Raw genomic sequence first — 23,006 nt, forward strand, 5'->3', positions numbered from 1 at the left:
GTCACTCGAGGAGCAGGCCGTGCGCAACCGCCTCGGTCGCGAGACGGAGCAGCCGGCGCAGGTCCTCCTCGCTGCGCTGCAGGCTGTCGGGACGCCAGCCGAGACTGATGATCCCGTTCCAGGCGGCCCACAGCACGGTGGCCGCGTCCTCGGGGTCGATCTCGCGGATCGCCCCGGCCTCGATGCCGAGCCGGATCGCCTCGACCATCCGACCGTTCTGCTCGTCCACCGACTTGGCCAGCCGCTCGGCGAGCTCTCGCCCCGCGGCGTAGCTGCCGGGATCGACGGGGAACGCCAGCATCCGGAAGTACTCAGGGTTCTTCAGGTAGAACGCGAGGTACTCCTCGGCGGCGGCGTACAACTGCTCGAGCGGGCTCCGGCCGTCCGTGTAAGCGAGGTCCATGAAGTGTCGGTCGGTGTCGAGCGCGCGCTCGACCAAGGCGATGTGGACCCCGGCTTTGGAGCCGAAGTGGTTGTAGACCGATCCGACCGCGACCCCCGCGGCTGCCGCGATCTCCTCCACGGTCACGTCAGTGATGGGGCGCGTGCTGAACAGCTGCTCGGCAGCACGAAGCACCGCGTCGATCGTGCGTTCCGCTCGTGGGTCCACCGGCGCGCACCCCTCTCTGAGAACCATTGCAAGAAACCGTGACGGCTGTTAGCGTAGCGGAGAGTTTCTGTAATGATTGCAAGAAACGAGGTGCGTGAATGGCCGCGGTGGGATCACCCACGTGGATCGTGCGGACGAACGGCTCGCTCAGCCTGCGCGACCAGCTGCGCTTCGCTCGCGCGGCGGTCGCCCGCGAGGTGGTAGCGCTGCCGGCGGCGATCCGTCGCCGCCCGGAGCCCCGTCGGGTTCTCGACGCCGACCGCAGCCCGCCCGATACCCGGCTGGCGCGCGCGATGCAGCAGGTGTCCGCATCTGCGCTTCCGGCCCCGCTGCTCGGACACAGCATCCGCACCTGGCTCTGGGGCAGCATGCTCGCTGAGATCGACGGCATCGCCTACGACGACGAGCTGCTCTACGTCGCAGCACTGCTGCACGACCTCGGTCTCGCACCCGGGCACCGGCCGAGCCCGGAGGCCGGCTGCTTCGCGGTGCACGGCGCGGTGGAGGCACGAGATCTTCTCCTCGACGCTGGTGCCGACGCGGAGTACGCACGCCGGGTCTGCGACGCGATCGCCGCGCACTTCAACGTCAACGTCCCCCTCGACTGGGGCGCCGAGGCACATCTCCTTCACGGCGGCGCCCATGTCGACGTGGTCGGACGTCGCCTGGGCGAGATCGCAGCTTCGACCGTGACCCAGGTCTTGGAGCGAGAGCCACGGATCGGCTTCGCGGACTGCTTCACGCAGGCGATGCGGACCGAGGCTGAGTTGCGGCCGGGCTCGCGAGCCGGGCTGCTCTGGCGACTCGGCATGGAGCGGGCCATCCGCCGTGCCCGCTTCCCGACCCCGGCGGGGTGAGCGCGTGAAGGCGACAGTCATCGGTTTCCTCGGTGCCGTGTTCATCGGGCTCGGGGCCTGGGCTGGGATCGACAGCGCGTCGTTCGCCGCGACGCTGGCCGACTTCGGCCCCGAGAACGACCACCTGGTCCATGACTTCGGAGCCGCGTCGGCCGCGATGGGCGCCGGGCTGCTGGTCGCCGTGCCACGAGTGGCATGGCGGACGCCCGTGCTGCTGGTCGCGATGCTCTGGAACGGCCTGCACGCCGTCTCGCACGCGGTCGACCTCGGCGACGCCGCGTCCCGCACGGTCGGGGTCGCCGAGCTCGCGCTGCTGATCGGCACTACGGCACTGCTCGGCGTACTCGCTCTTCCGTCGAAGGAGACCGAATGACCGGCCCGAGCGCTTCCGCCGCAAATGGACCGCTCGGGGTCGGGCCCTTGTTCTGGCGACGCCGCCTGCTGCGCCCATCGATATCTCGACACCACCGGAGGACAACCATGACCACGCACGACCTCGTCTCGTCAGCGGCCGCCTTCGTCGCCGAGGCCGAACGGATGACCAACGAGCGCGACGTCGACGGCATCCGCGCCGTCTTCAGTGAGGACGCCCACCAGATCGCGACCCTCGACGGCCTCCTGATCGACGCCCGCGGCATCGAGGAGATCCACCGAGCCTGGGGCCGGATGTGCGTCTTCATGGAGGCGCGCCGGATGTACGTCTCCAAGACCCTCGTGACGGCGGATCCGACCACGATCGTCAACGAATGGGTCGGTGAGGTCGCCGGGCGACGGACCGCGCGCGGCATCGAGGTCTGGAAGCTCGACGAGGCCGGCCGTGTCGTCGAGCAGCGGTTGTACGGGTTCCTCGACGCGCGCCCCGAACCGAGCCTGGTCCAGAACCTGCGCATGCTCGTGGCGCACCCGCTCACCGCGCTCGGGTACGCCCGGGCGCGAAGGCACGCGTGAATCCCGGCGTCGCCGTCGTCGCGGTCTTCTTCGCCGGCATGGGCCTCACCGCACTGGTGAAGCCTGCCGTCATCTGGGCGCCCTTCGGGGTGGCTCCGACCACGGCCGAGTCCCGCAATGAGGTCCGTGCGGTCTACGGCGGCTTCGGCGTCGCTGTCGCCGCGCTGCTCATCGTTGCTGACGGGAGCGCCGCAGGCTTCCGCGCCGGGGTCTTGATGGCCATCGCGATCGCGCTGCTCGGGATGGTCGCGGGCCGCGTGGTAAGCGCGCTCGTGGAACCCAAGGCCCTGATCGGCTTTCCTGGGTTCTTCATGGTGCTCGAGGCGGCGCTGGCCGGTCTGCTGCTCACGGGACGCTGACCTCCCGGCATCATTGCGGCCTGCGACGTCGAGTCGTGTGCGTCGGCGCAGGTCAGAGCCCATAGCGCCAGGAGAGCGGGCCGCGCTGGCGCGGGCTCAGTCCCTGCTCTCGCTGGGGAGCTTCTCTGCAGCCCACTCCGGGAACCCGTCCTCGAGCCGGAGGGCGCTGCGCCCGGAGTCGGCGAGCAGCCGCACGGCGTCGTCGGCGTAGACGCAGAACGGCCCGCGGCAGTAGGCGACCACCTCGGTCCCGTCCGGGATGTCCTCCAGTCGTGACTTCAGCTCCGTGACCGGGATCGACAGCGCGCCGCGGATGTGGCCGGCGTCGTACTCTGCCCTGGGTCGTACGTCCAGCACGACGACGTCGCCCTCGCGGATTCGCTTGCGGAGCTCGTCGCGGGTGATCGTCCCCAGCTGGTCGCGGTCGCCGAGGTAGGCGCGAGCCAGGTCGTCGAGCTGGCTGACGTGGGCTGCTGCCGTCTCGCGCATCGTGCGCCAGAGGGTGAAGACCACCGGGCTGGCGAGGGAGTAGTGGATCCGGGTTCCGTCGCGTCGCGACCTGACCAACCCCGAGCGGAGCAGCCGCTGCAGGTGCTGGGAGGTGTTGGCCACGCTCTGCCCGATCTCCTCGGCCAGCTCCTCGACCGAGCGCTCGCCCTGGGCGAGCACGTCGATCAGCTCGGCGCGTCGCCCGCTGGACAGCGCCTTCGCGGCCTCCGCCAGAGAGTCGTACAGGGCAGCCTTTGCAGTGTGGTCACCCACCGGGCACCTCCAAGCATTCAAGAAATCTCTTGACAACGCGGTCGGGCCGCGCGTTAATCAAGTATCTACTTGAATAGGAGGCGTGGCAAATGACCACAGTGAACACCACCCCGCGGAACGCGACGGACGAGACGCGACTCCGCCTCGGCTCGGCGATCATGGCTGTGGGAGGGCTCGGCTTCCTCGGGTACGCCGTCATCTTCTTCATCCGCAACTTCACCGACTCGTTCCTCGAGCTCGGCATCGGTCCCGACCAGGTCGACGTCGGCAAGGCCGAGATCCAGGCGTTCAGCCCGCAGCTCGAGCACTACATCAGTCACCTGCACATCGCGGTGGCCGCCTTCATCGGCGCGACGGGCATCGCGGTCGCCGCCTTGGCCTGGTACGGCGTACGCCGGGGCGAGATGTGGGCCTGGGTGACGGCGGTCGTCGTCCCGGTCTTCGGGCTCGCCGTCGCGCTTCCCGCGCACTACCCGTGGGGCTTTGACACCATCGGCCACCTGGGCCTGATCTACGCCGACACGCTCCTGTTCGTCGTCGGGGCCGGGATCGCGCTCGTGCCTCTGCTGAGAAGGAACCGAGCATGACCACCGTCGACACCTTCGAGCTCGAGGGCAAGCTCAAGCACATCTACCGCGAGGTCGCCGAGCATCCGAAGGGTGACTTCCACTTCGAGCTCGGCTCGAAGCTCGTGGTCGCGGACAAGCAGGCGGTCACGAGCATCTCGGCCTCGCTACGAAGCTGGACTGACGGGAGGTAGCGGTGACGGATCAGGTGGTGACATCCGTGCGGGACGAGGGGCTCGCCAACTCGGCGTACCTCGTGGATCTCGGCGACGGCCGGGCGCTGGCGGTGGACGCCTGCCGGGACCTGCGGGCGCTGCGCCGTGCGGCCGGCGCAAGAGGGCTGACGATCGCCTTCGCTGCGGACACGCACCTGCACGCCGACTTCCTCTCTGGCGCGGTCCAGCTCGCGGCCGACGACGGTGCTCAGGTGGTCGCCTCGGCGAGTGGTGGACGGGAGTTCCCGCACCTGGGTCTCGAGGACGGCCAGGAGCTCGATCTCGGCGGACTGACACTGCAGGCGATGACCACACCGGGCCACACCGACGAGCACGTCGCCTTCCTGCTCCGTGACGATGCGACCACGCTCGGCGTCTTCACCGGCGGCTCGCTGATCGCGGGCTCGGCCGCGCGGACCGACCTCGTCGATCCGGACCGCACCGAGGAGCTCGCCCGGGCGCAGTATCGCTCGCTGCGGCGGCTCGCCGAGCTCGACGAGTCGGTCGTCGTCTGGCCCACGCATGGCGGCGGGTCGTTCTGCGCCACCAGTGCGACGTCCGCGGGTGGCGCAACGACGATCGGGCTGGAGCGAACCACCAACCCGATGCTGAACGCGGCGGACGAGGAGGAGTTCGTTCGCCGGATGCTCGGCTCGCTCGGCAGCTACCCGCCGTACTTCTTGAGACTCGGCGAGGAGAACCGCCGCGGTCCGGCCGTGCTGCCCGCGGCGCTGTCCCTCGAGGCCGTGGCGTCGTACGGCGAAGCGCTGGTCGTCGACGTACGCTCGCCCGCCGCGTTCGCCGCGGGCCACCCCGCCGGCGCGCTCTCGATCCCATTGCGGCCGGCGTTCGCCTCATGGCTGGGTTGGCTGGCCCCCAACGACCGTCCGTTGCTGCTGCTGCGTGACCCCGACCAGGACCTCGAGGAGGTTCTGTGGCAGGCGGCGAAGATCGGCTACACCAACTTCGTCGGCGAGATCGCGGGTGGCCTGCAGACATGGACCGACGCCGGGCTCCCGGTCTCGTCGCACGAGATGCGCGCGGCGTTCCCTTCGCACGAGGCCGTGGTGCTCGACGTCCGGCAGGAGTCGGAGTTCCTGGCCGGCCACGTTCCTGGTGCGGCCCACGTCGAGCTGGGGTCCCTGGCGGACGAGGTTCCCGAACTGCCGGACGGAGCGGTCGTCGTGATGTGCGGTCACGGCGAGCGGGCCTCGACCGCCGCCAGCATCCTGCGCCGGAGCGGCTTCGAGGACGTGACGGTGCTCGCCGGTGGACCGAAGGAGTGGGTGGAGGCGCAGGGCACCCACCTGGAGACGGGCGGGTGAACCCGCCCGTTCATCCGAGCCTGGGGCTGCGCGCCAACGCCGCCCAGTTCACGCTGCTGGTCGCGGTCAACGCGCTCGTCGGAGGCATGCTCGGCCAGGAGCGAACTGTCGTGCCGCTGCTGGCCACCCAGGAGTTCGGCCTCGACTCCTACAGCGCAGCGCTGACCTTCATCCTCGCCTTCGGACTGGCCAAGGCGGCCACCAACTACCTGGCCGGCACTTGGTCGGAGCGGTACGGGCGCAAGCCGGTCCTGGTGGCGGGCTGGCTCATCGCGGCCCCGGTGCCGCTGCTGCTGATCTGGGCGCCCTGGTGGTGGGTCGTCATCGCGGCCAACGTGCTGCTCGGGATCAGCCAGGGGCTGACCTGGTCGACCACAGTGATCATGAAGATCGACCTTGTCGGGCCTCACCGCCGTGGCATGGCGATGGGGCTCAACGAGTCGGCCGGCTACATAGCGGTGGCGTTCACCGCGCTGCTCACCGGCTGGATCGCGGCCGAGGCGGGGCTGCGGCCGGAGCCGTTCCTGCTCGGCATCGCCTACGCCGCGCTCGGCCTCGGCCTGTCCGTGCTCGTGGTCCGGGAGACCCTCGGACACGCGGCCGGTGAGGCGGCGAGCAGCAGGGAGCCTGGCGACCGCTCCGACCGCGACGTCTTCCTGCACACCAGCGTCCGGGAGCCGGCGCTCTCGTCGGCGAGCCAGGCCGGACTGGTCAACAACCTCAACGACGGCCTGGCGTGGGGGCTCTTCCCGGTGCTGTTCGTCGGAGCCGGCCTCTCGGTCGCCGAGGTCGGCTGGCTGGTCGCCCTCTACCCGGCGGTGTGGGGACTCGGCCAGCTCGTCACAGGCGCCCTCTCCGACCGTTGGGGCCGCAAGCGTCTGATCACCGCCGGCATGCTGACCCAGGCGGCAGCCCTGGCGATCACCGCCGAGGCGGCGACCTTCGCGGCCTGGGCCGGCTCCGCCGTACTCCTCGGCGCCGGGACCGCGATGGTCTACCCGACCCTGCTCGCTGCGATCGGCGACGTCGCCCACCCAGCCTGGCGGGCCCGAGCGATCGGCACCTACCGACTGTGGCGGGACAGCGGCTTCGCGGTCGGCGCCGTCCTTGCCGGCGTGCTCGCCGACGCCTTCGGCATCCGCGAGGCGATCTGGGCGATCGCAGGGCTCACCGCGGTCTCAGGGCTGGTGGTCGCGCTCAGGATGTACGAGACACTCCCGCCGACCATCCAACGGGACGCCTGAGGAACGTCCTGGCTATCAGCATGGAGCCGCAGGTTCAAGTCTCCCGCTCTGCGGCCCTGCGAATGTTCTCCAACGTCGTCCGTCCGCCGGCGACCTGCTTCGCCGGGAGCCCGAGGACCTTGTACATCGCCTTGAGCATGGCGGTGCCCTTGCGGGCCTCCAGCACCGTCATGTAGTGCTCGAGCCTGGTCCCGATCGCGGTGGGGATCAGCTCGTAGCCCCAGACGACCCGGCCGCCCTTGCCCCGGTCGTCCTCTTTCATCGGTGGGAACGAGATCCACTCCAGCCGCTTCACCTCGTCCACCACGGTGATCTCGGACGGCGCATCGAACTTCTGGAGACCGAACTTCTCGTGTGCGATCCAGCGACTTCCGACTGCCACGGGGCCCTCGAACTCGATGACCTTGGTGATGCTCTTCGGCCCGGCGAACTCGGTATGCCTGCGGATGTCGGTGATCAAGTCCCAGACCGCGTGCGGCGGTGCCGAGATCTCGACTGACTCGCGGAAACTGGTGACGACGTCGCCTTCCATGGGTCCTCCTGATCTGCAGGCAACCACTCCCACCGTAAGGCGGTCCGGACCAGCCGGGAAGAGGTTCGTCCGAGTTCTTCGGTTCGTCAACGGCCGTCGTGCGGGCGCGGAGCAGACGCGAGCGCCTCGTCGCCCTCGAACGAGCTGGGTCGTCCTGTTCCTGTGGCGATCAGGTCGCGAAGGCTCCCGTTGATGTACTCGCCCCAGGCGTTGGCGCAGACGTCGTAGCACTCATGGTCGGGCCGGAGCCCTTCGTGGGTGAAGGTCACCACGGTTCCCCCCTGCCGCCCCGTGATGTCGAAGGTGATGGTCGTGCCGGTCCACTCCTCCTGATCGGCCGTGAAGCTGAGCCAGCTCTCCAGAACCTGCCATGCGATGCGTCGCGCCGGGTCGAGCTGGGCGATGCGGAACTTCGTGTAGTGGATGCCGGGAACGGTGTAGGTGAACTCCGACCCGAGCGTGTCGGTCGGCCCGTCCAGCTCGCCCGACCACCAAGCGCGGACGTCGTTGATGGCGGCGAAGGTCTGCTCAGGGGTCTGGTCGACCTCGAAGGTGTAGCTGAGGAAGTCGGCCGCCGCCGGGCGGAGCCCGGAGTTGGCCCGCTCCAGGGTCTTGAGGACCCCGCTGGCCCAATGTGGTTCCAGCGACGCGGACATCGGGTCCGGAAAGATGTCCTCCTGGTCGGACTCGAGACCGTCGAAGATGGCGCGAGCCACGGTTCGTGGCGAGGTCTTGGGAATGTCCAGGCTGCGGGTCATGTCCGTGTCGGTCGGGCCGGTGAGCACTGCTCGGACCCGGACGCCGTGCTCTGCGAACAGGGCTCGCTGTGCCTGGGTGAGGGAGAGCGCCGCCGCCTTCGAGATGGAGTACGCGGGCATCATGGGCAATGAGGCGAGGGAGGCCAGCGACAGGATGTTGACGACCTCGCCGCCAGACCTGGCCAGCAAGGGCAGTACGGCCGAGGTCACGTCGTACGGGCCGTAGAGGTTCACCGCCAGGTGGTTCTCGAGGACGGCCCGGTCAGCGAGGTCTTCGTAGGTGCCGAGCCCAGCGTTGTTGATGACGACGTCGAGGGCGTCGATCTCCTTCACGGCGGTCTCGATCTGGGCCGGGTCGGTGACGTCGAGGAGTAGCGGGACGACGCGGCCGTCAGGATGGTCGACGGGACTCCGCATCCCGGCGTAGACCCGACCGGCGCCTCGCCGCAGGGCCTCCTCGACCAGCGCCAGGCCGATGCCTCTGCTGGCGCCGGTCACCAGGATCGTGCGACGTGCGGTGGTGTGCTCTGACGTGGACATGTGTTCCTCGGATCATTGATCGACAATGGGCGGTCACCTGGATCCGACAGGGCAGCCACTGAAAATCGGGCGCATCCGGACCGCCCAGTTCCACTCATGGCGGTTGTCGGTAGAGGGGAGGCGACGAGAGCGAGGACGACGTGACCACAGAGCTCCTGGGGAAGGCGCGTGCGGGAGACCGTGACGCGTTCGCCGAGCTGGTCGATCCATACCGACGGGAGATCCAGGCGCACTGCTACCGGATGCTCGGCTCCCTGCAGGACGCTGAGGATCTGCTGCAGGAGACCCTCCTCGCGGCGTGGCTGGGCCTCGAGGGCTTCGAGGGTCGCGCATCCCTGCGCACCTGGCTGTACCGAATCGCGACGAACCGTTGCCTCAACCACCTGAAGGCGACGAAGCGTCGACCTGTGCCGGCCGCGCCGCTCCCGATCACGCCGCCGGAGCCCACCCGACGGGGAGATGTCCTCTGGCTCCAGCCCTATCCCGACGCGCTCCTGGAAGGCGTCCCCGACGAGAACCCAGGGCCGGAGGCCCGCTTTGAGTCACGCGAGGCGATCTCCCTGGCCTTCGTCACAGCGGTTCAGCTGCTCCCTCCGAACCAGCGCGCCGTGCTGCTGCTCCGCGACGTCCTCGGCTACCGCGCAGCCGAGGCCGCCACCCTCCTGGGTCTGACCGAGGAGGCCGTGACCAGCGCTCTGAAGAGGGCGCGCGCGACGATGGACGGATCTCGATCATCCGACCCGCCGCCGGCACCGAGCGGGCCGGGGGAGGGTGACCTGCTGGCGCGGTTCGTGACCGCGTTCACCGAGGGGGACGTCGATGAGCTCATCGCCTTGATGACTGACGACGTGTGGGTGCGGATGCCGCCGGCTCCGTTCGAGTACCACGGAGCTGCCGCGGCGCACCGGTTCTTCACTGCCGTCGATGCCCACCGGCGAGGCACGGACCGGATGGTGCCGGTCCGGGCGAACGGCCAGCCGGCATGGGGGGAGTACCGTCGCGATCCGGTCACCGGCATCAGCCATCTGGCGGGGATCCAGGTCATCGCCCTCGCCGGTGACCGGATCTGCGAGGTCACGCGATTCGAGACCACGGTGGCGCCGTACTTCAGTCTCCCGCGAACCCTGGGCTGACCGGTCCCAGCGACTTGCGCGCATGTGGACCAGGCGACCGAAGGGATCGGTTCCTTTCCGCTGATCACGTATCCATACTCAGGTTGCTGGCGGAGGGTGTCGAAGCGCCCCGACAGCGAGGTTGTCACTGTGAGCGACGTCAGGTCGACCCCCCTCGGCTCGATCGGACTCCTCTGCCACGCGTGCTGACGCTGAGGGCTCTGCAATAGCTCCGTCTTGCTCGTACCATGGGAGACCAGGCCGATCACGATGATCACCAATCCTGCACCTCTCACGAGGCGTGTCCTGGGACTCGTCCTCCTGGTGGCGCTTGCCGTGTTGTCGAACGGACCGGCGCTGGCCGGCGACTCTCCCGACGGACCTCGGGTCCTCGTCACCGAGATCTCCACACCGATCACGCCGGTCGTGGCAGAGCATCTCGGTGACGGCATGGAGCGGGCAGACGACGGAGGCTACGCCGCGTACGTCATCGAGCTCGACACCCCGGGCGGGCTCGTCGACGCCATGCGGGACATCATCAACGACATCCTGGCCAGTCCCGTACCGGTCATCGTGTACGTGAGCCCCAAGGGTGCGCGAGCAGGCTCGGCCGGGGCGCTCATCACCTTCGCCTCCCATGTGGCGGTGATGGCTCCGGGCGCGACGATCGGTGCGGCGACCCCGGTCGGTCTCGAGGGCGAGAAGGTGTCGGACAAGATCGTCAACGACGCCGCCGCCCAGGCGCAGGCGCTTGCCGAGCTGAGGAACCGCAGCGTCGAGTTTGCCGTGGACACGGTCCGGGAGGGTCGCTCTGCGGCGGTGGACGAGGCCGTCGAGCTCGGTGCTGTCGACGCGAAGGCGTCGTCCCTGCCGCAGGCGCTGGACGAGGCGGATGGGATGAAGGCAACCGTGGCCGGAGACAGGACGGTCACGGTGCGCACGGCCGACGCGTCCGTGGATCGCTACGACCTCGGTCTGCTGCGCCAGATCCTGCAGGTCCTGGCGGATCCCAACGTCGCATTCCTCCTTCTGACGCTCGGCACGCTGGGATTGATCTACGAGCTGGCCACCCCGGGGGTCGGCGTCGCCGGCGCCACGGGCATCACCGCGCTGCTGCTGGCCCTCTTCAGCCTGTCGGTGCTGCCGGTGAACGCGGTGGGACTCCTGCTCCTGGCCGTCGCGGCGGGGCTGTTCGTCGCCGAGGTCCTGGCCCCGGGTGTCGCCGGCTTCGGCTTCGGCGGTGCAGTCGTGCTCGTGCTGGCGGCCGTCTTCCTCTTCGACGACGCGGAGGGCGTGTCCGTGGACCTCGCTACGGCGCTGCCACTGGCCGGCGTCATGTTCGTGCTGGTCGTGATCGCAGGTCGGGTAGCAGTGACATCGCGGCGGGAACCGTCGATGACCACCGGCACCGACGTCTTCACCGGGCGCACCGTCCCCGTGCGCGAGGCGTCCGGAACCACGGGCCGCACCTTCACGCAGGGTGCCTGGTGGGCACTGCGGAGCGTCGGAGGCCCCTTGGCCGTGGGCCGTGACGTGCGCGTTGTCGGAGTGGACGGGTTGACCCTCCTCGTCGACCCGGATGCCCCGGGCCAGCCAGAGCCAGCGCCCGAGTCCGAGCGCGGAAAGGCAGCATCATGAGCGACGCAACCCTGATCGGCCTCGCCCTCGCCCTCGTGGTGGTCGCGACCATCCTGTGGGCGGCGATCCACATCCTTCCCGAGTACGAGCGCGGTGTGGTGCTGCGGCTGGGTCGGATCCAGCCGCTGAAGGGGCCGGGGCTGATCTTCATCATCCCGATCATCGATCAGCTGATCCGGGTCAACCTCCGAACCCAGACCTACGACATCCCGCCCCAGGACATCATCACCAAGGACAACGTCACCGTTCATGTCAACGCGGTGGTGTACTTCAACGTCGTCGAGGCGACGAAGTCCGTGCTGTCGATCGACGACTACCGGTTCGGCACCCAGCAGGTGGCGCAGACCACCCTGCGAGGTGTCCTGGGCCAGACCACGCTCGACGATCTCCTGAGCAAGCGCGACGAGGTCAACTCGAGCCTCCAGCAGATCATCGACGGCGTGACGGACCCCTGGGGTGTCAAGGTCACCCTGGTCGAGGTCAAGGACGTGATCCTGCCTGAGAGCATGCGTCGCGCGATGGCCAGCCAGGCCGAGGCCGAGCGCGACCGCAGGGCGAAGGTCATCCACGCCCTCGGCGAGAAGGAGGCCGCGGCCAACCTCGCAGACGCCGCCGAGATCATGGAGCAGCACCCCGCCGCCCTCCAGCTGCGCACCCTCGGGACGCTGCTCGAACTGGGGGCGGAGCGCAACAGCACCATCGCCTTCCCGGTGCCGATGGAGCTGATCAGGCTGCTGGAGAGGGCGGTCGGCGACCGAGACTCCACACCGTGAGCGCGCACCCGCGGACTCCTCGGCCTTCGCACGCTCTGGCCGATCCGAGATCCGCTCCTACTGCGTCGTCATCAGGAGAGCTGTGACTCCGGACGTCACGAGCAGCAGCATCACGATCCTCTCGTAGCGGGCCGCCGCGTACCGGTGGAACACCTGCGTCCCCACCGCCTGCCCGCCGAGCGCCGCCACCAGAAGGACGGGCCAGTAGGCGTACATGTCCCAAACCCCGGCGACGACCAACGCGGCGAACCCGAGGGGGAGTCTCGCCAGCGACAGCGTCACGAGGGTGTCTCTCATGACGAGGGGCACGAGCCGTCGATGGGTCAGGTACAGCACCGTGGGCGGGCCACCGAGCGACGTCGACGTGCTCAGCGCGCCGGAGGCGAGACCGGCCAGGCTGCCCCAGGAAGGCCGGATCGGCTTCGCGTCCGCAGTCGTGGGCGAGGACAGGCGCAGGACCACGGCCAGGATCACGGTGAGCGCCACGAAACCCTGGAGCCATCGTGCAGGCAGAGCCGACAGCAGCCATGCCCCGCACACCATGCCTGGCGCTGACCACAGGGCGAGGCGCAGGACCTCGCCGCCGGCTGGGCGCGGCAGTCGACGACGTACTCCCAGGATCGCCAAATCGCATGCCGTGCCGGTGATGAGAATCGTCGAGACCGCCATCGGGCCACCCAGCAGGGCGGTCAGTATCGGGGCGCTGAACAGGGCGTAACCGAACCCGGAGACCGACTGGACGAGTGCGCTGACGAAGATGAGGGCGAACAGCAGGACAAGGAGCTGGCTCTGGTCCACCCTGTGCCCCGATCGGTAGCTGCTGTCCAGCGCCACCGTAGCCCGCGGGACCGGCGGGCCCCAAGGTTCGGGAACCTGACCTGGGGTGCGTCACGAGGAGGACGTCAGCCCCGTATCCTCAGCGCACGTGACAGTGCCGCCGCCGCTCACCGTAGCCGTCGCCCAGACGACTCCCGTTCCAGCGGACGTTGAAGCCAACGTCAGGGACCATGCCCGGACCGTCCAGCGCGCGGGAGCCAGCGGGGCACGTCTCTGCGTCTTTCCGGAGCTGTCGCTGACCGGCTACGAGTTGGCGGCGATAGCGAAGGCGCCGGGATTGATGGCCGTGACGAGTGACGACGGACGCCTCGATCCGATCCGCGACGCCTGCTCCGCGACGGGCGTGACCGCCCTGGTGGGAGCGCCGCTGCGGACTCCGAAAGGGCTCCAGCTGGCGACCCTGGTGATCGGCCCGACCGGAGACCACGGCGATTCCTACGGGAAGATGCACCTGCACGGTGCGGAGCGGGACATCTTCGTCCCCGGGCGCGAGCACCGGATCCTGGAGCTGGACGGCTGGCGGCTCGGCCTCGCCGTCTGTTACGACGCCGCGGTCCCCGAGCACGCCGACGAGGTCCATGCTGCTGGCGCTGATGCGTACGTCGTGAGCGCTCTGTACTGCGCCGGCGAGGAGCACCGCCTGGCTGAGCAGACCTCCCGCGCAGCCGCCCTCGGCATGTGGGTCGTCCTCGCTCAGTTCGTCGGCACTACCGGCCCGTTCCAGGCCATCGGGCGCAGCGGCGTCTGGCAGCCCGGCGGTGCGACGGCGAGTCAGCTCACCGACTCTCTGCCCGGACTGGCAATCGTCCGGCTGGCGCGCTGAGGTCGCACGCTTCGGGGACCGCGCCATCCGGCGCCCGCCATCGGCGGTGAGCGTCTCGGTCGGACGAGGTCGGCTTCACGCCGCACTGGGTGACAAGACACTCACGTCGAAGTTCTGGCCGAAGACCCGGTCGGGATCCCAGTGCGACTTGACCGCACGCAGTCGTTCGAGGATCGGCGGAGGGAACGCCGAGGCCAGGTCGCTGTCGGAGTGCTCGGACTGGAAGCTCAGGTACATCCCGTCGGCCAGGTGGGCCAGCGGTTCCCAACCGGCGTCGAGGTCGACGGCGGAGGGCCCGGCGACGGCCGTGACGTGGAAGTTCTGGTGGCGGTGGCCGAACGCCGTCGCTTCCGGCGCGACGTCGTTGATCGCGCCGCCGAGGCTTCTGACCTGGATCATGCCGAACGGGCCCGACTGGAGACCGTGAGCGATCAGGCTGCTGGTGGGGCTGTCGAGATGCTCGAAGAGGCCGTTCCTGGTCGCGACCTGCTGCTGTCCGGTGTGCCGGGCGCCGGAGACGGGGACGACCGACATGTACGGCGCCAGTACGGCGCGGTGGCTGACCAGGCTCGGTAGCGCGGTGAAGGTCTCGAGAGACCTGTTCGCGCCGCGCTCGTCGGCACTCGCATGAACCACCGTGGCCTGAGCAAAGGGTCGTGCTCCGCCGAACACGTACAAGAATCCGCTGACCTCTCGTGGCGCACTTTCGAGCAGCGCCCCCCACGCCTCCAGGAACTCGGCCAGGTCAGAAGGTGCGTACGCGAAGCTTGCGTGGGCGACGAGGTCGAGCGGAGCTGCCCGGAACTCCAGCGACGTCGCGATGCCGACGTTCGCGCCGGCGCCCCGAACCGCCCAGAACAGGTCGGCGTTCTCGGTCTCCGACGCGCGCCTCAACTCGCCGTCGGCGGTGACGACCTGCGCGGCGGTCATGTGGTCGATGGTCAGCCCGAACCGCCGCCCGAGGAGACCGATCCCGCCGGCGGTGGCGAGTCCGCCGACGCCGACATCACCGGAGTCGCCGGAGGAGATCGCCAGCGACCATGGGTGGAGCCGCCGTGCCACCTGTCCCCAGCGCGCGCCGGCGCCGACGCGGACCCGCCGGTCGTCGAGTCGCTCCACCTCGTCGAGTCGGCCGAGGTCGATCACGATCCCGCCGTCGTTGGTGGCCCTGCTGCTGATTCCGTGTCCGCCGCTGCGGATCGCGAGCGGAAGGCCGGTGTCACGCGCGTACCGAAGCGCATCGCCCACGTCCGCGTCGGCCGCCGGGCGAAGGATCTCGGCGGGGGAACCGGTGGCGGTGTAGACGTGACGGAGTGACTCGTAGCCGGGCTGGTTCGGCAGGACGATCTCGTACATGATCCCTCCCTCAGCTTGTCGGGCTCGTCGGTTGCGGGCCCGCGTCGACGTTCACGAAGTACTGCAGGACCGCTGACGTGAGCGGACTGGTTCCGGCCAGCAGTTCGGCGATGTGCACCCCGACGGCCTCTGCGGGTATCCAGCCCGGGTCGTCGATTCCGGCCAGCTGGCGCGCCCGGGTCCTGATCACGCCCAGGACGACCTCGTAGACGCGCGGCCCGCTGAGGGCGAGCTCTGCGGCGAGGGTGCGTGTCATGGACTTGGTGGCCGCGGCGGTCAGTGCCACCCCCGCCGAGCCCGGGAACGGGATGTCGGCGCTCATCCCGTTGAGTTGGAGCAGCAGGCCGTCCCGCTTCAGCACTGGCACCAGGGCCCGATATGCCCGGAAGACGGCGGTCTGGTTCGCCGCGGTCAGGGCGGCCCACTCCGTGTCGGTCAGGCTGAGCAACGGCTTACGTCCTTGACCGCCCCACGAGGCGACGCTCACGATCGCCCCGTCGAGCGGACCGTGCTGCGCCCGGAGGCGCTGGACAACGGCGTCCAGCTCACTGTCCAGCGCGTCCAGGACGACCGGGACGAAGCCCGGCAGGCGATCGGCGAGATCGGCGAGACGCTCAGCCGAGCGGGACGTTGCCAGCACGGTCGCGCCGGCCTCGAGCAGCGTCCGCGTCACCCCCTCCCCGACCCCTCCGGTGGCGCCGAGGACCAGCACGGTCCTTCCCGACAAGTCCACCGGTCCGTGGCTCCATGCTGTGTGCTCGAACGCGTTCAACTTCTTGCTCCTTCTCATGGTGGTGAGCGCGAGGCGATCACTCGGTCGGTCGCCCTGCGCTTCCAGGCTCAGGGGGACGAGTGCCGGCTCGCGGCGACGCGCTGCGGCGACGCCGTGGTCGGCGCTGCCGGGCTCGAGGCGCGGTTCATCGCGTCCGGCTGGTCGGCCGGCGGTGATGCGGTGGCGCCGGTGCGTGAGCGCCAGGCAGCCCATAGGAGTAGGGCGATACCGGCGATCGCCCAGGCTGACAGGATCAGCAGCGGTCGCGCCAACCCTGCCCCCGAGGCGTAAGCACTGGCCCGCGTTGCGTCGATCAGCTGCGCGAAGGGCAGTACGTCGTTGAGCCATCCGATGGACGCGGGGAGCATGTCGCCGCTGACCGTCCCGCCCGAGGACGGGATCCCGAGGATGAGGACGAAGGTCATCGCCGCTGGCATGAAGAACTGCTTCAGGCTCAGCGCGGCGGCGGTCGTGAGCCACCCGATCGTCTGGGTCAGCAGGAACCCGTACAGGGGCAGGCGCGGGTCCGACGGGACAGCGTCCAGGCCGGTGGCGACGAGGTAGGTGACGATGGAGGCGAACGCGCCGGTGGCGGCGATCGCTGCGAGCTTGTTGCGCACCGGCCACATGCCGAGCTGCACCAGCACGATCGACGTGATGAGGCCGACGAGCAGCAAGGGCAGTCCGTAGAAGAAGATGCTGACGCCGCTCACGTCTCCTGAGGACGTCGGTCGTACGTCCACGACGGATGCCTCCGGGCCCAGGGCGTGTGGCACCACCGCGGTCAGGAACCTCGCTCGGAGAGGGCTGGCCGCTGAGGACAGATAGACCTGTTGTCCGTCGATCGCCGCGGCGACCTGAGCCTTCTCGACCAGCTCCCGCGCGGCAGCGGTGCTGGCCACGGTCTCGACGACGAATCCGTCGTCCTCGACCCTCGCAAGGCCGCTGGTCACGGACCGGACGTCGGTCGCCGGGGTCACGACGACGCGCATGTCGTGTGGGGCCGGCTGATGGAAGGTGTAGAGGCCGATGAGGCCGAAGGCGGCGGCGAAGAAGAACGGGAACCAGAGGAGCGACGCGACGCGTCGCGCTGTCGGCTGAGGGGCGGGTGTGTGCATGGTGTGACCTGTCGCTGCGGATCGGTGGCGGTGTCGTGCGAGGCAGGCTTGGGGCGCGGTCCCGGCGGTGCCGGTCGACCGCGCCCCAGCTCAGTCGCCAGGCTGTGCGGCGGTGGCGATCACGCGGCGCCGGACGAGGCGACGGCGGTGGTCGCCAGCCAGGACTGCACGCCCTTCGCCATCGACGGCACGTGCTCGCGCATCAGCTGTTGGAAGTGCGCCGCGGTCGGCGCTCGGTGGTCGTACTCGAACTCCCCGGCCAGGGAGAACCAGGTGACCGGCGTCGCGCCCGCGGCGATCATCCGCTGCACCGCGACGTTGTGCGTCTCCGCGGTCACGCTGGCGGACGCGTCCACGACCAGGTAGACCTCATAGCCGTCGCGCAGCGCACCCAGGACGCTCTGCAGCACGCAACCCTCGGTCGAGACGCCGGCGATGGCGAGCTTCTTGCGGCCGGTCGCCCGAACGGCCTCGGCGAACGCCTCGTCCGCGAAGGCGTTCGTGGCACCCGGACGCTCGACGACCTTCTGGTCGCCGAGCACGTCCAACAGCTCGGGGTACAGCGGTCCGGACGGTTTGCCGGGCAGGCCATTGGTGACCACCAGCCCGCTCCCGAACAGCGTGGCCGTCTTGGCGAGGCCGACGACGTTGTTGACATGGGTGGCGACGTCCGTGGAGCCGAGGACGTTGGCGAAGCCGACAGCGTGGTCGATGAGGACGATGGTCGTGTTCTCGGGAGTGAGTCGCTCCGGGACGGACATCTGCGTTCCTTTCGGGTCGTGATCTCGGTTGAGATCATCTGAACACAGACGATCTTATTCACGACTATGCTGTCCGTGCAAGTCCGAACAGAAGGAGCTCAGAGATGTCCGAGACGACGGCCACGACGCTCGCCGACGATGTGCACTGGTTGCTGGCCCGGCTCGCCCGAAGCTTCGGCGCGGTGGAGCAGGAGGCAATCGCGGAGCTGGGCATCACATTGCGGGAGTACGTCGTGATGACAGAGGTTCACGCCGGCCCCGGACGCAGCCAGCTCGCGGTCGCTCGAGCCGCCGCAGTCGACAAGAGCATGATGGTGACCGCGGTGGACCGGCTCGAGGCCCGGGGGCTGCTCCTCCGTGAGCCCCAGCCGACAGATCGGCGCATCCGCGCGCTGTCCCTGACGGACGAGGGACAGCGTGTCCTCGCCGCAGCGGCGCAGGCGGTCCGCTCGGCAGAGATGCAGCTCCTGGCCGTCCTGCCACAGTCGCACCGCACTGCCCTGCTCGAGAGCCTTCAGGCGCTCGCCGCCGAGGCGGTGGACACCGGCTACGACGCCGCCTGCATCTGACGGGACCGCTTCTCGGCTCCGTGGTCACCTGCGGGCCACAGTCCGCAACGGGGCTCGTCGCCATACCGATCCGCCCGATCCCGGAGCGATGTGGCGGAAGGTGCTTGAATCCATCAATGAGCTCGAGCGCGGACCGGGCGGGCACACCAGCACGCCCCGATGACCTGATCGACGTCGCCAAGCTGGTGACCGCCTACTACGAGGAGCACCCCGATCCCGGAGTGGTCGGTCAGCGGGTGAGCTTCGGTACGTCGGGGCACCGCGGCTCGGCGTTCGACGTGGCCTTCAACGAGGACCACATCCTCGCCACCAGCCAGGCCATCTGCGAGTACCGCGCCAGGAACGGGATCGGCGGCCCGCTCTTCCTCGGCGCCGACACGCACGCGCTCTCTGAGCCAGCGACCATCTCGGCGCTGGAGGTCTTCGTGGCCAACGACGTCGACGTCCTCGTGGACTCGCGCGGCGGCTATACACCGACACCGGCCGTGTCTCGCGCGATCCTGGTGCACAACGCGCGTCACGGGTTCACAGGCGCCGCCAGGGGCGACGGCGTGGTGGTCACCCCGTCGCACAACCCGCCTGCCGACGGCGGCTTCAAGTACAACCCGCCCGACGGTGGGCCTGCCGGAACCGAGATCACCGGCTGGATCCAGGACCGCGCGAACGAGCTGCTCGCCGAGGGGCTGACGGGCGTCAAGCGGGTGCCGCTCGCCGGCGCGTCCGGCCCGGTGGGCACGTTCGACTTCCTGGACGCCTACGTCTCCGCGCTGCCTCAGGTGCTCGACCTCGACGCGATCAGGACCGCTGGGGTGCGGATCGGTGCCGACCCGCTCGGCGGTGCGAGCGTCGGCTACTGGGGCGAGATCGCGGATCGGTTCGGCCTCGACCTGACCGTGGTGAATCCCGACGTGGACAAGACGTTCGGCTTCATGACCCTCGACTGGGACGGCAAGATCCGGATGGACTGCTCCTCGCCGTCCGCGATGGCCTCCCTGCTCCGGCGCCAGCACGACTTCGACGTCGCCACGGGCAACGACACCGACGCCGACCGGCACGGCATCATCACGCCCGACGGGGGACTGATGAACCCCAACCACTACCTCGCCGTCGCTATCCAGTACCTCTACTCGCATCGGCCGTCGTGGTCGCAGGACGCCGCGATCGGCAAGACGCTGGTGAGCTCGTCGATGATCGACCGGGTTGCCGCCGACCTCGGTCGCCGGCTGGTCGAGGTGCCGGTCGGCTTCAAGTGGTTCGTACCCGGGTTGCTCGACGGGTCGGTCGCCTTCGGGGGCGAGGAGAGCGCCGGGGCGTCCTTCCTCCAGCGCGACGGCTCGGTGTGGACCACCGACAAGGACGGCGTGCTGCTGTGCCTGCTGGCCGCGGAGATCATCGCGGTCACCGGCCAATCACCGTCGCGGCTCTATGCCGGGCTGACCGAGACGCACGGCGACCCGGCGTACGCCCGCATCGACTCGCCGGCCAGCCGTGACCAGAAGGCGCTACTGGCCAGGCTGTCGCCCGAGCAGGTGACTGCGTCGTCGCTGGCCGGTGACCCGATCACCGCGAAGCTGACGACTGCTCCTGGCAACGGCGCCGGGATCGGTGGGCTCAAGGTCACCACGGACAGCGGGTGGTTCGCCGCGCGGCCATCGGGCACCGAGGACGTCTACAAGCTGTACGCCGAGTCGTTCAAGGGCCCGGACCACCTGGCCTCGATCCAGGAGGAGGCGCAGGCGATCGTCGCCGCCGCACTGAATCCCTAGAGCAGGCTCGAGTACAGCTCGACCGTGCGCGTCGCCACGGCGTCCCAGCCGAACTCCTCCACCGCGCGCGCCCGCCCGGCCGACCCCATGGCGCGGGTGCGGTCGCGGTCGGCCGCCAGTGAGTCCACGGCCTCGGCGAACCGTCGCTCGAACCCGCCGGGATCCTCCGGGGTGTAGTCGACGAGCAGCCCCGTCCGTCCGTCGTCGACGACCTCCGGGATCCCGCCGACCCGGCTGGCGACCACGGCGGTCTCGCAGGCCATCGCCTCGAGGTTGACGATGCCCAGCGGTTCGTACACCGAGGGGCAACAGAACGCGAGCGCGTGCGTGAGCACCTGGCGTACGTCGGCCCGCGGCAGCATCTCGCTGACCACGAAGACCCCGTCGCGAGCGGCCTTGAGCTCGTCGATCAGCTGGTCGGTCTCGGCCTTGAGCTCCGGGGTGTCCGCGGCTCCGGCAAGCAGGAGGAGCTGGATCTCCGGGTCCATCAGCAGGCCGGCACGGAGCAGGTGCGGCACGCCCTTCTGCCGGGTGATCCGCCCGACGAACGCGACGTAGGGCCGGCCGAGGTCGACGCCCAGCCGCTCGAGCACGTCGGTCGCCGGGTCGGGCCGGTAGAACTCCGCGTCGATGCCGTTGTGGATCACGTGGACGCGGCTGGGGTCGAGTGCCGGGTAGGACGTCAGCACGTCGTCGCGCATGCCTCGGCTGACCGCGACGACCGCGTCGGCGGCCTCGTAGGCCGTCCGCTCCGCCCAGGAGCTGAGCCGGTAGCCCCCACCGAGCTGCTCGGCCTTCCACGGGCGCTGCGGCTCCAGCGAGTGCGCGGTCACGACGTGCGGCACGTCGTAGAGGAGCTTGCTCCAGTGGCCGGCCATGTTGGCGTACCAGGTGTGGCTGTGCACCAGCTCGGCCGCCGAGACGGCACCGGTGATGGCCAGGTCGGCCGACAGGATCCGCAGCGCGGCGTTGGCGCCGGCGAGGCGCGGGTCGTCCTCGGAGTGAGCTGTCGCCCCGTCGCGGGGAGCGCCCATGCAGTGCACGTCCACGTCGACGAGCCGGCGCAGCTCCCTGACGAGGAAGTCGACGTGGACGCCGGCGCCGCCGTACACGTCCGGTGGGTACTCCCGGGTCAGGATCGCGAGCCTCATGCCCGCGAATCTAGTGCGCCGGGGCGATCGGTGTGCCGACTGCTCGCGTGGCGGTTCGGCGGTGTCGACGCCACCCGGATGTCGCTAGTGTCTGACCATGACGCGCGTGCTCGGCATCGTCCTGGCCGGAGGGGAAGGCAAGCGGCTGATGCCGCTCACGGAGGACCGTGCGAAACCGGCGGTGCCGTTCGGCGGCTCCTATCGCTTGATCGACTTCGCGCTGTCCAACCTGGCCAACGCGGGCTACCTCAACATCGCCGTGCTCACCCAGTACAAGTCGCACTCGCTCGACCGGCACATCTCCCAGACCTGGCGGTTGTCGTCCCTGCTCGGCAACTACGTCGCGCCGGTGCCGGCACAGCAGCGGCGTGGCCCCAACTGGTACCTCGGCAGCGCCGACGCGATCTACCAGTCGATGAACCTGATCAACGACGAGCGGCCGGACTACATCGTGGTCTTCGGTGCCGACCACGTCTACCGGATGGACGCCTCGCAGATGGTCGACGCGCACATCGAGACGGGGGCAGGTGTGACCGTGGCCGGGATCCGGGTCCCGCGCAAGGACGCGTGGCAGTTCGGGGTCATCAAGACCGCCGCCGACGGGGTCACGATCGAGGACTTCCTGGAGAAGCCGGCCGAGCCGCCGGGACTGGTCGACTCCTTGGAGGAGTCGTTCGCGTCGATGGGCAACTACGTCTTCACCACCGACGTCCTGGTCGACGCGCTCGAGCGCGACGCGGCCAACCCGAGGTCGCGCAAGGACATGGGCGGCGACATCATCCCGATGCTGGTCGAGGAGCAGAGGGCCTGCGTCTACGACTTCAAGCGGAACCACGTGCCGGGCTCGACCGACCGTGACCGGGACTACTGGCGCGACGTCGGGACGCTGGACAGCTATCACGAGGCGCACCTCGACCTGGTCTCGACGTTGCCGATCTTCAACCTCTACAACACCGAGTGGCCGATCTTCACCTCGCATCCGCAGCTGCCCGGTGCGAAGTTCGTCTCCGGTGCGAGCGTGCGCGACTCGATCGTCTGCGCCGGGTCGATCGTCTCGGGCGCCAGCGTCGACAGCTCGGTGATCGGCACCCACGCCATGGTCTGCGACGGCGCCGCCGTGCAACGCAGCGTGCTGCTCGACAACGTGACCATCGGACGCGGCGCGGTGATCCGCAACGCGATCATCGACAAGAACGTGGTGGTGCCCGACGGCGCCCTGATCGGCGTCGACCACGCCGAGGACCGTCGCCGCGGGTTCACCGTCAGCGACGGTGGCGTCACCGTGCTCGGCAAGGGTCAGCCCGTTCTGCCCTGAGGGGGCCCTCACCACGGACCGCTGGCCCTGGGGTGCGCGGGAGGCCCCGGCTCAGAGCACCGCGAGGAGATCGCCGTCGTCGACCGCTGAGCAGCCACCGCCCGGTGCTGCCGGAATCCGTGGCGGATGACCTCGCGTCGTGCGGCGGAGCAGCCGGGGGAGCTGTCCTCGTCGGTCAGCCAGCCGAGCGCCGTGCGGGTGGCCCGACCACGGCCCGCGTGGCGGCGCCGGCGACGAGCCAGGAACAGGGGTCGCACGCCGCTGTCGTCGCGGCGAAGTTCGGCGCTTCCGAACTTTCC

25 protein-coding genes are annotated in these 23,006 nt (G+C 69.6%); 15 read left to right on the forward strand and 10 right to left on the reverse strand.

Going from position 1 to position 23,006, the window contains the following annotated elements; translation table 11 throughout:
* Position 1: 1 nt before the first annotated feature.
* Positions 2-610, reverse strand: a complete 609-nt coding sequence (locus E7Z54_RS04190; protein WP_136431754.1) for a TetR/AcrR family transcriptional regulator — start codon at positions 608-610, stop codon at positions 2-4.
* 98 nt (positions 611-708) lie between these two features.
* Here E7Z54_RS04190 and E7Z54_RS04195 point away from each other — a divergent pair, with 98 nt between their 5' ends.
* The 4 genes from E7Z54_RS04195 (at position 709) to E7Z54_RS04205 (ending at position 2,774) form a co-directional block, all read left to right on the forward strand.
* On the forward strand, positions 709-1,467 hold the full coding sequence (locus tag E7Z54_RS04195; RefSeq protein ID WP_136431755.1) for an HD domain-containing protein: 759 nt from the start codon (positions 709-711) through the stop codon (positions 1,465-1,467).
* A gap of 4 nt (positions 1,468-1,471) precedes the next feature.
* A complete protein-coding gene (locus tag E7Z54_RS22915) occupies positions 1,472-1,840 on the forward strand; it encodes a hypothetical protein (protein WP_168798156.1) in 369 nt (122 codons plus the stop codon).
* A 107-nt stretch (positions 1,841-1,947) separates the two neighbouring features.
* On the forward strand, positions 1,948-2,415 hold the full coding sequence (locus E7Z54_RS22920) for a nuclear transport factor 2 family protein (protein ID WP_168798157.1): 468 nt from the start codon (positions 1,948-1,950) through the stop codon (positions 2,413-2,415).
* Positions 2,412-2,774, forward strand: coding sequence for a DUF4345 family protein (locus E7Z54_RS04205; RefSeq protein WP_206055995.1), 363 nt, complete (start codon positions 2,412-2,414; stop codon positions 2,772-2,774). The genes E7Z54_RS22920 and E7Z54_RS04205 overlap by 4 nt, the downstream gene beginning before the upstream one ends.
* A gap of 96 nt (positions 2,775-2,870) precedes the next feature.
* On the opposite strand, the gene E7Z54_RS04210 is transcribed toward E7Z54_RS04205, so the two are convergent.
* On the reverse strand, positions 2,871-3,536 hold the full coding sequence (locus E7Z54_RS04210; protein WP_136431757.1) for an ArsR/SmtB family transcription factor: 666 nt from the start codon (positions 3,534-3,536) through the stop codon (positions 2,871-2,873).
* Between the two features lie 89 nt (positions 3,537-3,625).
* Here E7Z54_RS04210 and E7Z54_RS04215 point away from each other — a divergent pair, with 89 nt between their 5' ends.
* From E7Z54_RS04215 to E7Z54_RS04225, 4 genes are read left to right on the forward strand one after another with little or no spacing between them, the layout of a single operon-like run.
* On the forward strand, positions 3,626-4,123 hold the full coding sequence (locus tag E7Z54_RS04215; RefSeq protein ID WP_136431758.1) for a hypothetical protein: 498 nt from the start codon (positions 3,626-3,628) through the stop codon (positions 4,121-4,123).
* Positions 4,120-4,296 (forward strand): hypothetical protein, encoded by a 177-nt coding sequence (locus E7Z54_RS22925; RefSeq protein WP_168798158.1) that lies wholly within the window; start codon positions 4,120-4,122, stop codon positions 4,294-4,296. The genes E7Z54_RS04215 and E7Z54_RS22925 overlap by 4 nt, the downstream gene beginning before the upstream one ends.
* 17 nt (positions 4,297-4,313) lie before the next feature.
* Complete coding sequence (locus tag E7Z54_RS23695; RefSeq protein ID WP_136431759.1) at positions 4,314-5,642, forward strand: MBL fold metallo-hydrolase; 1,329 nt, start codon at positions 4,314-4,316, stop codon at positions 5,640-5,642.
* A complete protein-coding gene (locus E7Z54_RS04225) occupies positions 5,639-6,886 on the forward strand; it encodes an MFS transporter (protein ID WP_240769508.1) in 1,248 nt (415 codons plus the stop codon). Before E7Z54_RS23695 ends, E7Z54_RS04225 begins: the two co-directional genes overlap by 4 nt.
* A 34-nt stretch (positions 6,887-6,920) precedes the next feature.
* On the opposite strand, the gene E7Z54_RS04230 is transcribed toward E7Z54_RS04225, so the two are convergent.
* Together E7Z54_RS04230 and E7Z54_RS23700 are read right to left on the reverse strand one after the other, a co-directional pair.
* Positions 6,921-7,418, reverse strand: a complete 498-nt coding sequence (locus E7Z54_RS04230) for an SRPBCC domain-containing protein (protein ID WP_136431761.1) — start codon at positions 7,416-7,418, stop codon at positions 6,921-6,923.
* Positions 7,419-7,504: 86 nt separating this feature from the next.
* Complete coding sequence (locus tag E7Z54_RS23700) at positions 7,505-8,716, reverse strand: SDR family NAD(P)-dependent oxidoreductase (RefSeq protein ID WP_206055997.1); 1,212 nt, start codon at positions 8,714-8,716, stop codon at positions 7,505-7,507.
* 140 nt (positions 8,717-8,856) lie between these two features.
* Here E7Z54_RS23700 and E7Z54_RS04240 point away from each other — a divergent pair, with 140 nt between their 5' ends.
* The 3 genes from E7Z54_RS04240 (at position 8,857) to E7Z54_RS04250 (ending at position 12,239) form a co-directional block, all read left to right on the forward strand.
* Positions 8,857-9,849 carry a sigma-70 family RNA polymerase sigma factor gene (locus tag E7Z54_RS04240; RefSeq protein ID WP_136431762.1) on the forward strand — a complete coding sequence of 331 codons (993 nt, stop codon included), beginning with the start codon at positions 8,857-8,859 and terminating at the stop codon, positions 9,847-9,849.
* Positions 9,850-10,098: 249 nt separating this feature from the next.
* Positions 10,099-11,466 (forward strand): NfeD family protein, encoded by a 1,368-nt coding sequence (locus E7Z54_RS04245; protein WP_136431763.1) that lies wholly within the window; start codon positions 10,099-10,101, stop codon positions 11,464-11,466.
* Complete coding sequence (locus tag E7Z54_RS04250; protein ID WP_136431764.1) at positions 11,463-12,239, forward strand: slipin family protein; 777 nt, start codon at positions 11,463-11,465, stop codon at positions 12,237-12,239. Before E7Z54_RS04245 ends, E7Z54_RS04250 begins: the two co-directional genes overlap by 4 nt.
* Before the next feature lie 57 nt (positions 12,240-12,296).
* On the opposite strand, the gene E7Z54_RS04255 is transcribed toward E7Z54_RS04250, so the two are convergent.
* Positions 12,297-13,037 (reverse strand): sulfite exporter TauE/SafE family protein, encoded by a 741-nt coding sequence (locus tag E7Z54_RS04255; RefSeq protein WP_168798159.1) that lies wholly within the window; start codon positions 13,035-13,037, stop codon positions 12,297-12,299.
* 133 nt (positions 13,038-13,170) lie between these two features.
* On the opposite strand from E7Z54_RS04255, the gene E7Z54_RS04260 reads away from it, so the two are divergent.
* Positions 13,171-13,899 carry a carbon-nitrogen hydrolase family protein gene (locus E7Z54_RS04260; RefSeq protein ID WP_136431792.1) on the forward strand — a complete coding sequence of 243 codons (729 nt, stop codon included), beginning with the start codon at positions 13,171-13,173 and terminating at the stop codon, positions 13,897-13,899.
* A gap of 75 nt (positions 13,900-13,974) precedes the next feature.
* Here E7Z54_RS04260 and E7Z54_RS04265 read toward each other — a convergent pair whose 3' ends face one another.
* The 4 genes from E7Z54_RS04265 to E7Z54_RS04275 form a co-directional block, all read right to left on the reverse strand.
* Positions 13,975-15,255, reverse strand: coding sequence for an FAD-binding oxidoreductase (locus tag E7Z54_RS04265; protein WP_136431766.1), 1,281 nt, complete (start codon positions 15,253-15,255; stop codon positions 13,975-13,977).
* A gap of 10 nt (positions 15,256-15,265) precedes the next feature.
* A complete protein-coding gene (locus tag E7Z54_RS04270; protein WP_168798160.1) occupies positions 15,266-16,027 on the reverse strand; it encodes an SDR family oxidoreductase in 762 nt (253 codons plus the stop codon).
* Positions 16,028-16,095: 68 nt separating this feature from the next.
* Positions 16,096-17,145 (reverse strand): ABC transporter permease, encoded by a 1,050-nt coding sequence (locus E7Z54_RS22930; RefSeq protein ID WP_168798161.1) that lies wholly within the window; start codon positions 17,143-17,145, stop codon positions 16,096-16,098.
* 119 nt (positions 17,146-17,264) lie between these two features.
* Positions 17,265-17,906, reverse strand: coding sequence for an isochorismatase family protein (locus tag E7Z54_RS04275; protein ID WP_136431768.1), 642 nt, complete (start codon positions 17,904-17,906; stop codon positions 17,265-17,267).
* Between the two features lie 104 nt (positions 17,907-18,010).
* Between E7Z54_RS04275 and E7Z54_RS04280 the strand changes: the two genes are divergently transcribed.
* Together E7Z54_RS04280 and pgm are read left to right on the forward strand one after the other, a co-directional pair.
* Positions 18,011-18,475 (forward strand): MarR family winged helix-turn-helix transcriptional regulator, encoded by a 465-nt coding sequence (locus tag E7Z54_RS04280; protein WP_136431769.1) that lies wholly within the window; start codon positions 18,011-18,013, stop codon positions 18,473-18,475.
* Positions 18,476-18,591: 116 nt separating this feature from the next.
* Entirely contained in the window at positions 18,592-20,241 is a 1,650-nt protein-coding gene (gene pgm, locus E7Z54_RS04285) for a phosphoglucomutase (alpha-D-glucose-1,6-bisphosphate-dependent) (RefSeq protein ID WP_136431770.1), read from the forward strand.
* Here the strand turns inward: pgm and glgA are convergent.
* Positions 20,238-21,392 (reverse strand): glycogen synthase, encoded by a 1,155-nt coding sequence (gene glgA, locus E7Z54_RS04290; protein WP_136431771.1) that lies wholly within the window; start codon positions 21,390-21,392, stop codon positions 20,238-20,240. The two genes, pgm and glgA, sit on opposite strands and share 4 nt — an antisense overlap.
* Positions 21,393-21,489: 97 nt before the next feature.
* On the opposite strand from glgA, the gene glgC reads away from it, so the two are divergent.
* Positions 21,490-22,707: a glucose-1-phosphate adenylyltransferase gene (gene glgC / locus E7Z54_RS04295; protein ID WP_206055999.1), complete on the forward strand. Its 1,218-nt coding sequence runs from the start codon at positions 21,490-21,492 to the stop codon at positions 22,705-22,707.
* Positions 22,708-23,006 lie beyond the last annotated feature (299 nt).

The organism is Nocardioides sp. (assembly GCF_004803405.1).
GTDB lineage: Bacteria > Actinomycetota > Actinomycetes > Propionibacteriales > Nocardioidaceae > Nocardioides > Nocardioides vastitatis.

Coding starts and splice junctions, on each gene's coding strand:
- E7Z54_RS04195 (WP_136431755.1), top strand. CDS start 709: ATGGCCGCGGTGGGATCACCCACGTGGATCGTGCGGACGAACGGCTCG.
- E7Z54_RS04265 (WP_136431766.1), bottom strand. CDS start 15,255: ATGTACGAGATCGTCCTGCCGAACCAGCCCGGCTACGAGTCACTCCGT.
- E7Z54_RS23700 (WP_206055997.1), bottom strand. CDS start 8,716: ATGTCCACGTCAGAGCACACCACCGCACGTCGCACGATCCTGGTGACC.
- E7Z54_RS04280 (WP_136431769.1), top strand. CDS start 18,011: ATGTCCGAGACGACGGCCACGACGCTCGCCGACGATGTGCACTGGTTG.
- E7Z54_RS22930 (WP_168798161.1), bottom strand. CDS start 17,145: ATGCACACACCCGCCCCTCAGCCGACAGCGCGACGCGTCGCGTCGCTC.
- E7Z54_RS22920 (WP_168798157.1), top strand. CDS start 1,948: ATGACCACGCACGACCTCGTCTCGTCAGCGGCCGCCTTCGTCGCCGAG.
- E7Z54_RS22925 (WP_168798158.1), top strand. CDS start 4,120: ATGACCACCGTCGACACCTTCGAGCTCGAGGGCAAGCTCAAGCACATC.
- E7Z54_RS04275 (WP_136431768.1), bottom strand. CDS start 17,906: ATGTCCGTCCCGGAGCGACTCACTCCCGAGAACACGACCATCGTCCTC.
- E7Z54_RS04245 (WP_136431763.1), top strand. CDS start 10,099: ATGATCACCAATCCTGCACCTCTCACGAGGCGTGTCCTGGGACTCGTC.
- pgm (WP_136431770.1), top strand. CDS start 18,592: ATGAGCTCGAGCGCGGACCGGGCGGGCACACCAGCACGCCCCGATGAC.
- glgC (WP_206055999.1), top strand. CDS start 21,490: ATGACGCGCGTGCTCGGCATCGTCCTGGCCGGAGGGGAAGGCAAGCGG.
- E7Z54_RS04250 (WP_136431764.1), top strand. CDS start 11,463: ATGAGCGACGCAACCCTGATCGGCCTCGCCCTCGCCCTCGTGGTGGTC.
- E7Z54_RS04230 (WP_136431761.1), bottom strand. CDS start 7,418: ATGGAAGGCGACGTCGTCACCAGTTTCCGCGAGTCAGTCGAGATCTCG.
- glgA (WP_136431771.1), bottom strand. CDS start 21,392: ATGAGGCTCGCGATCCTGACCCGGGAGTACCCACCGGACGTGTACGGC.
- E7Z54_RS04215 (WP_136431758.1), top strand. CDS start 3,626: ATGACCACAGTGAACACCACCCCGCGGAACGCGACGGACGAGACGCGA.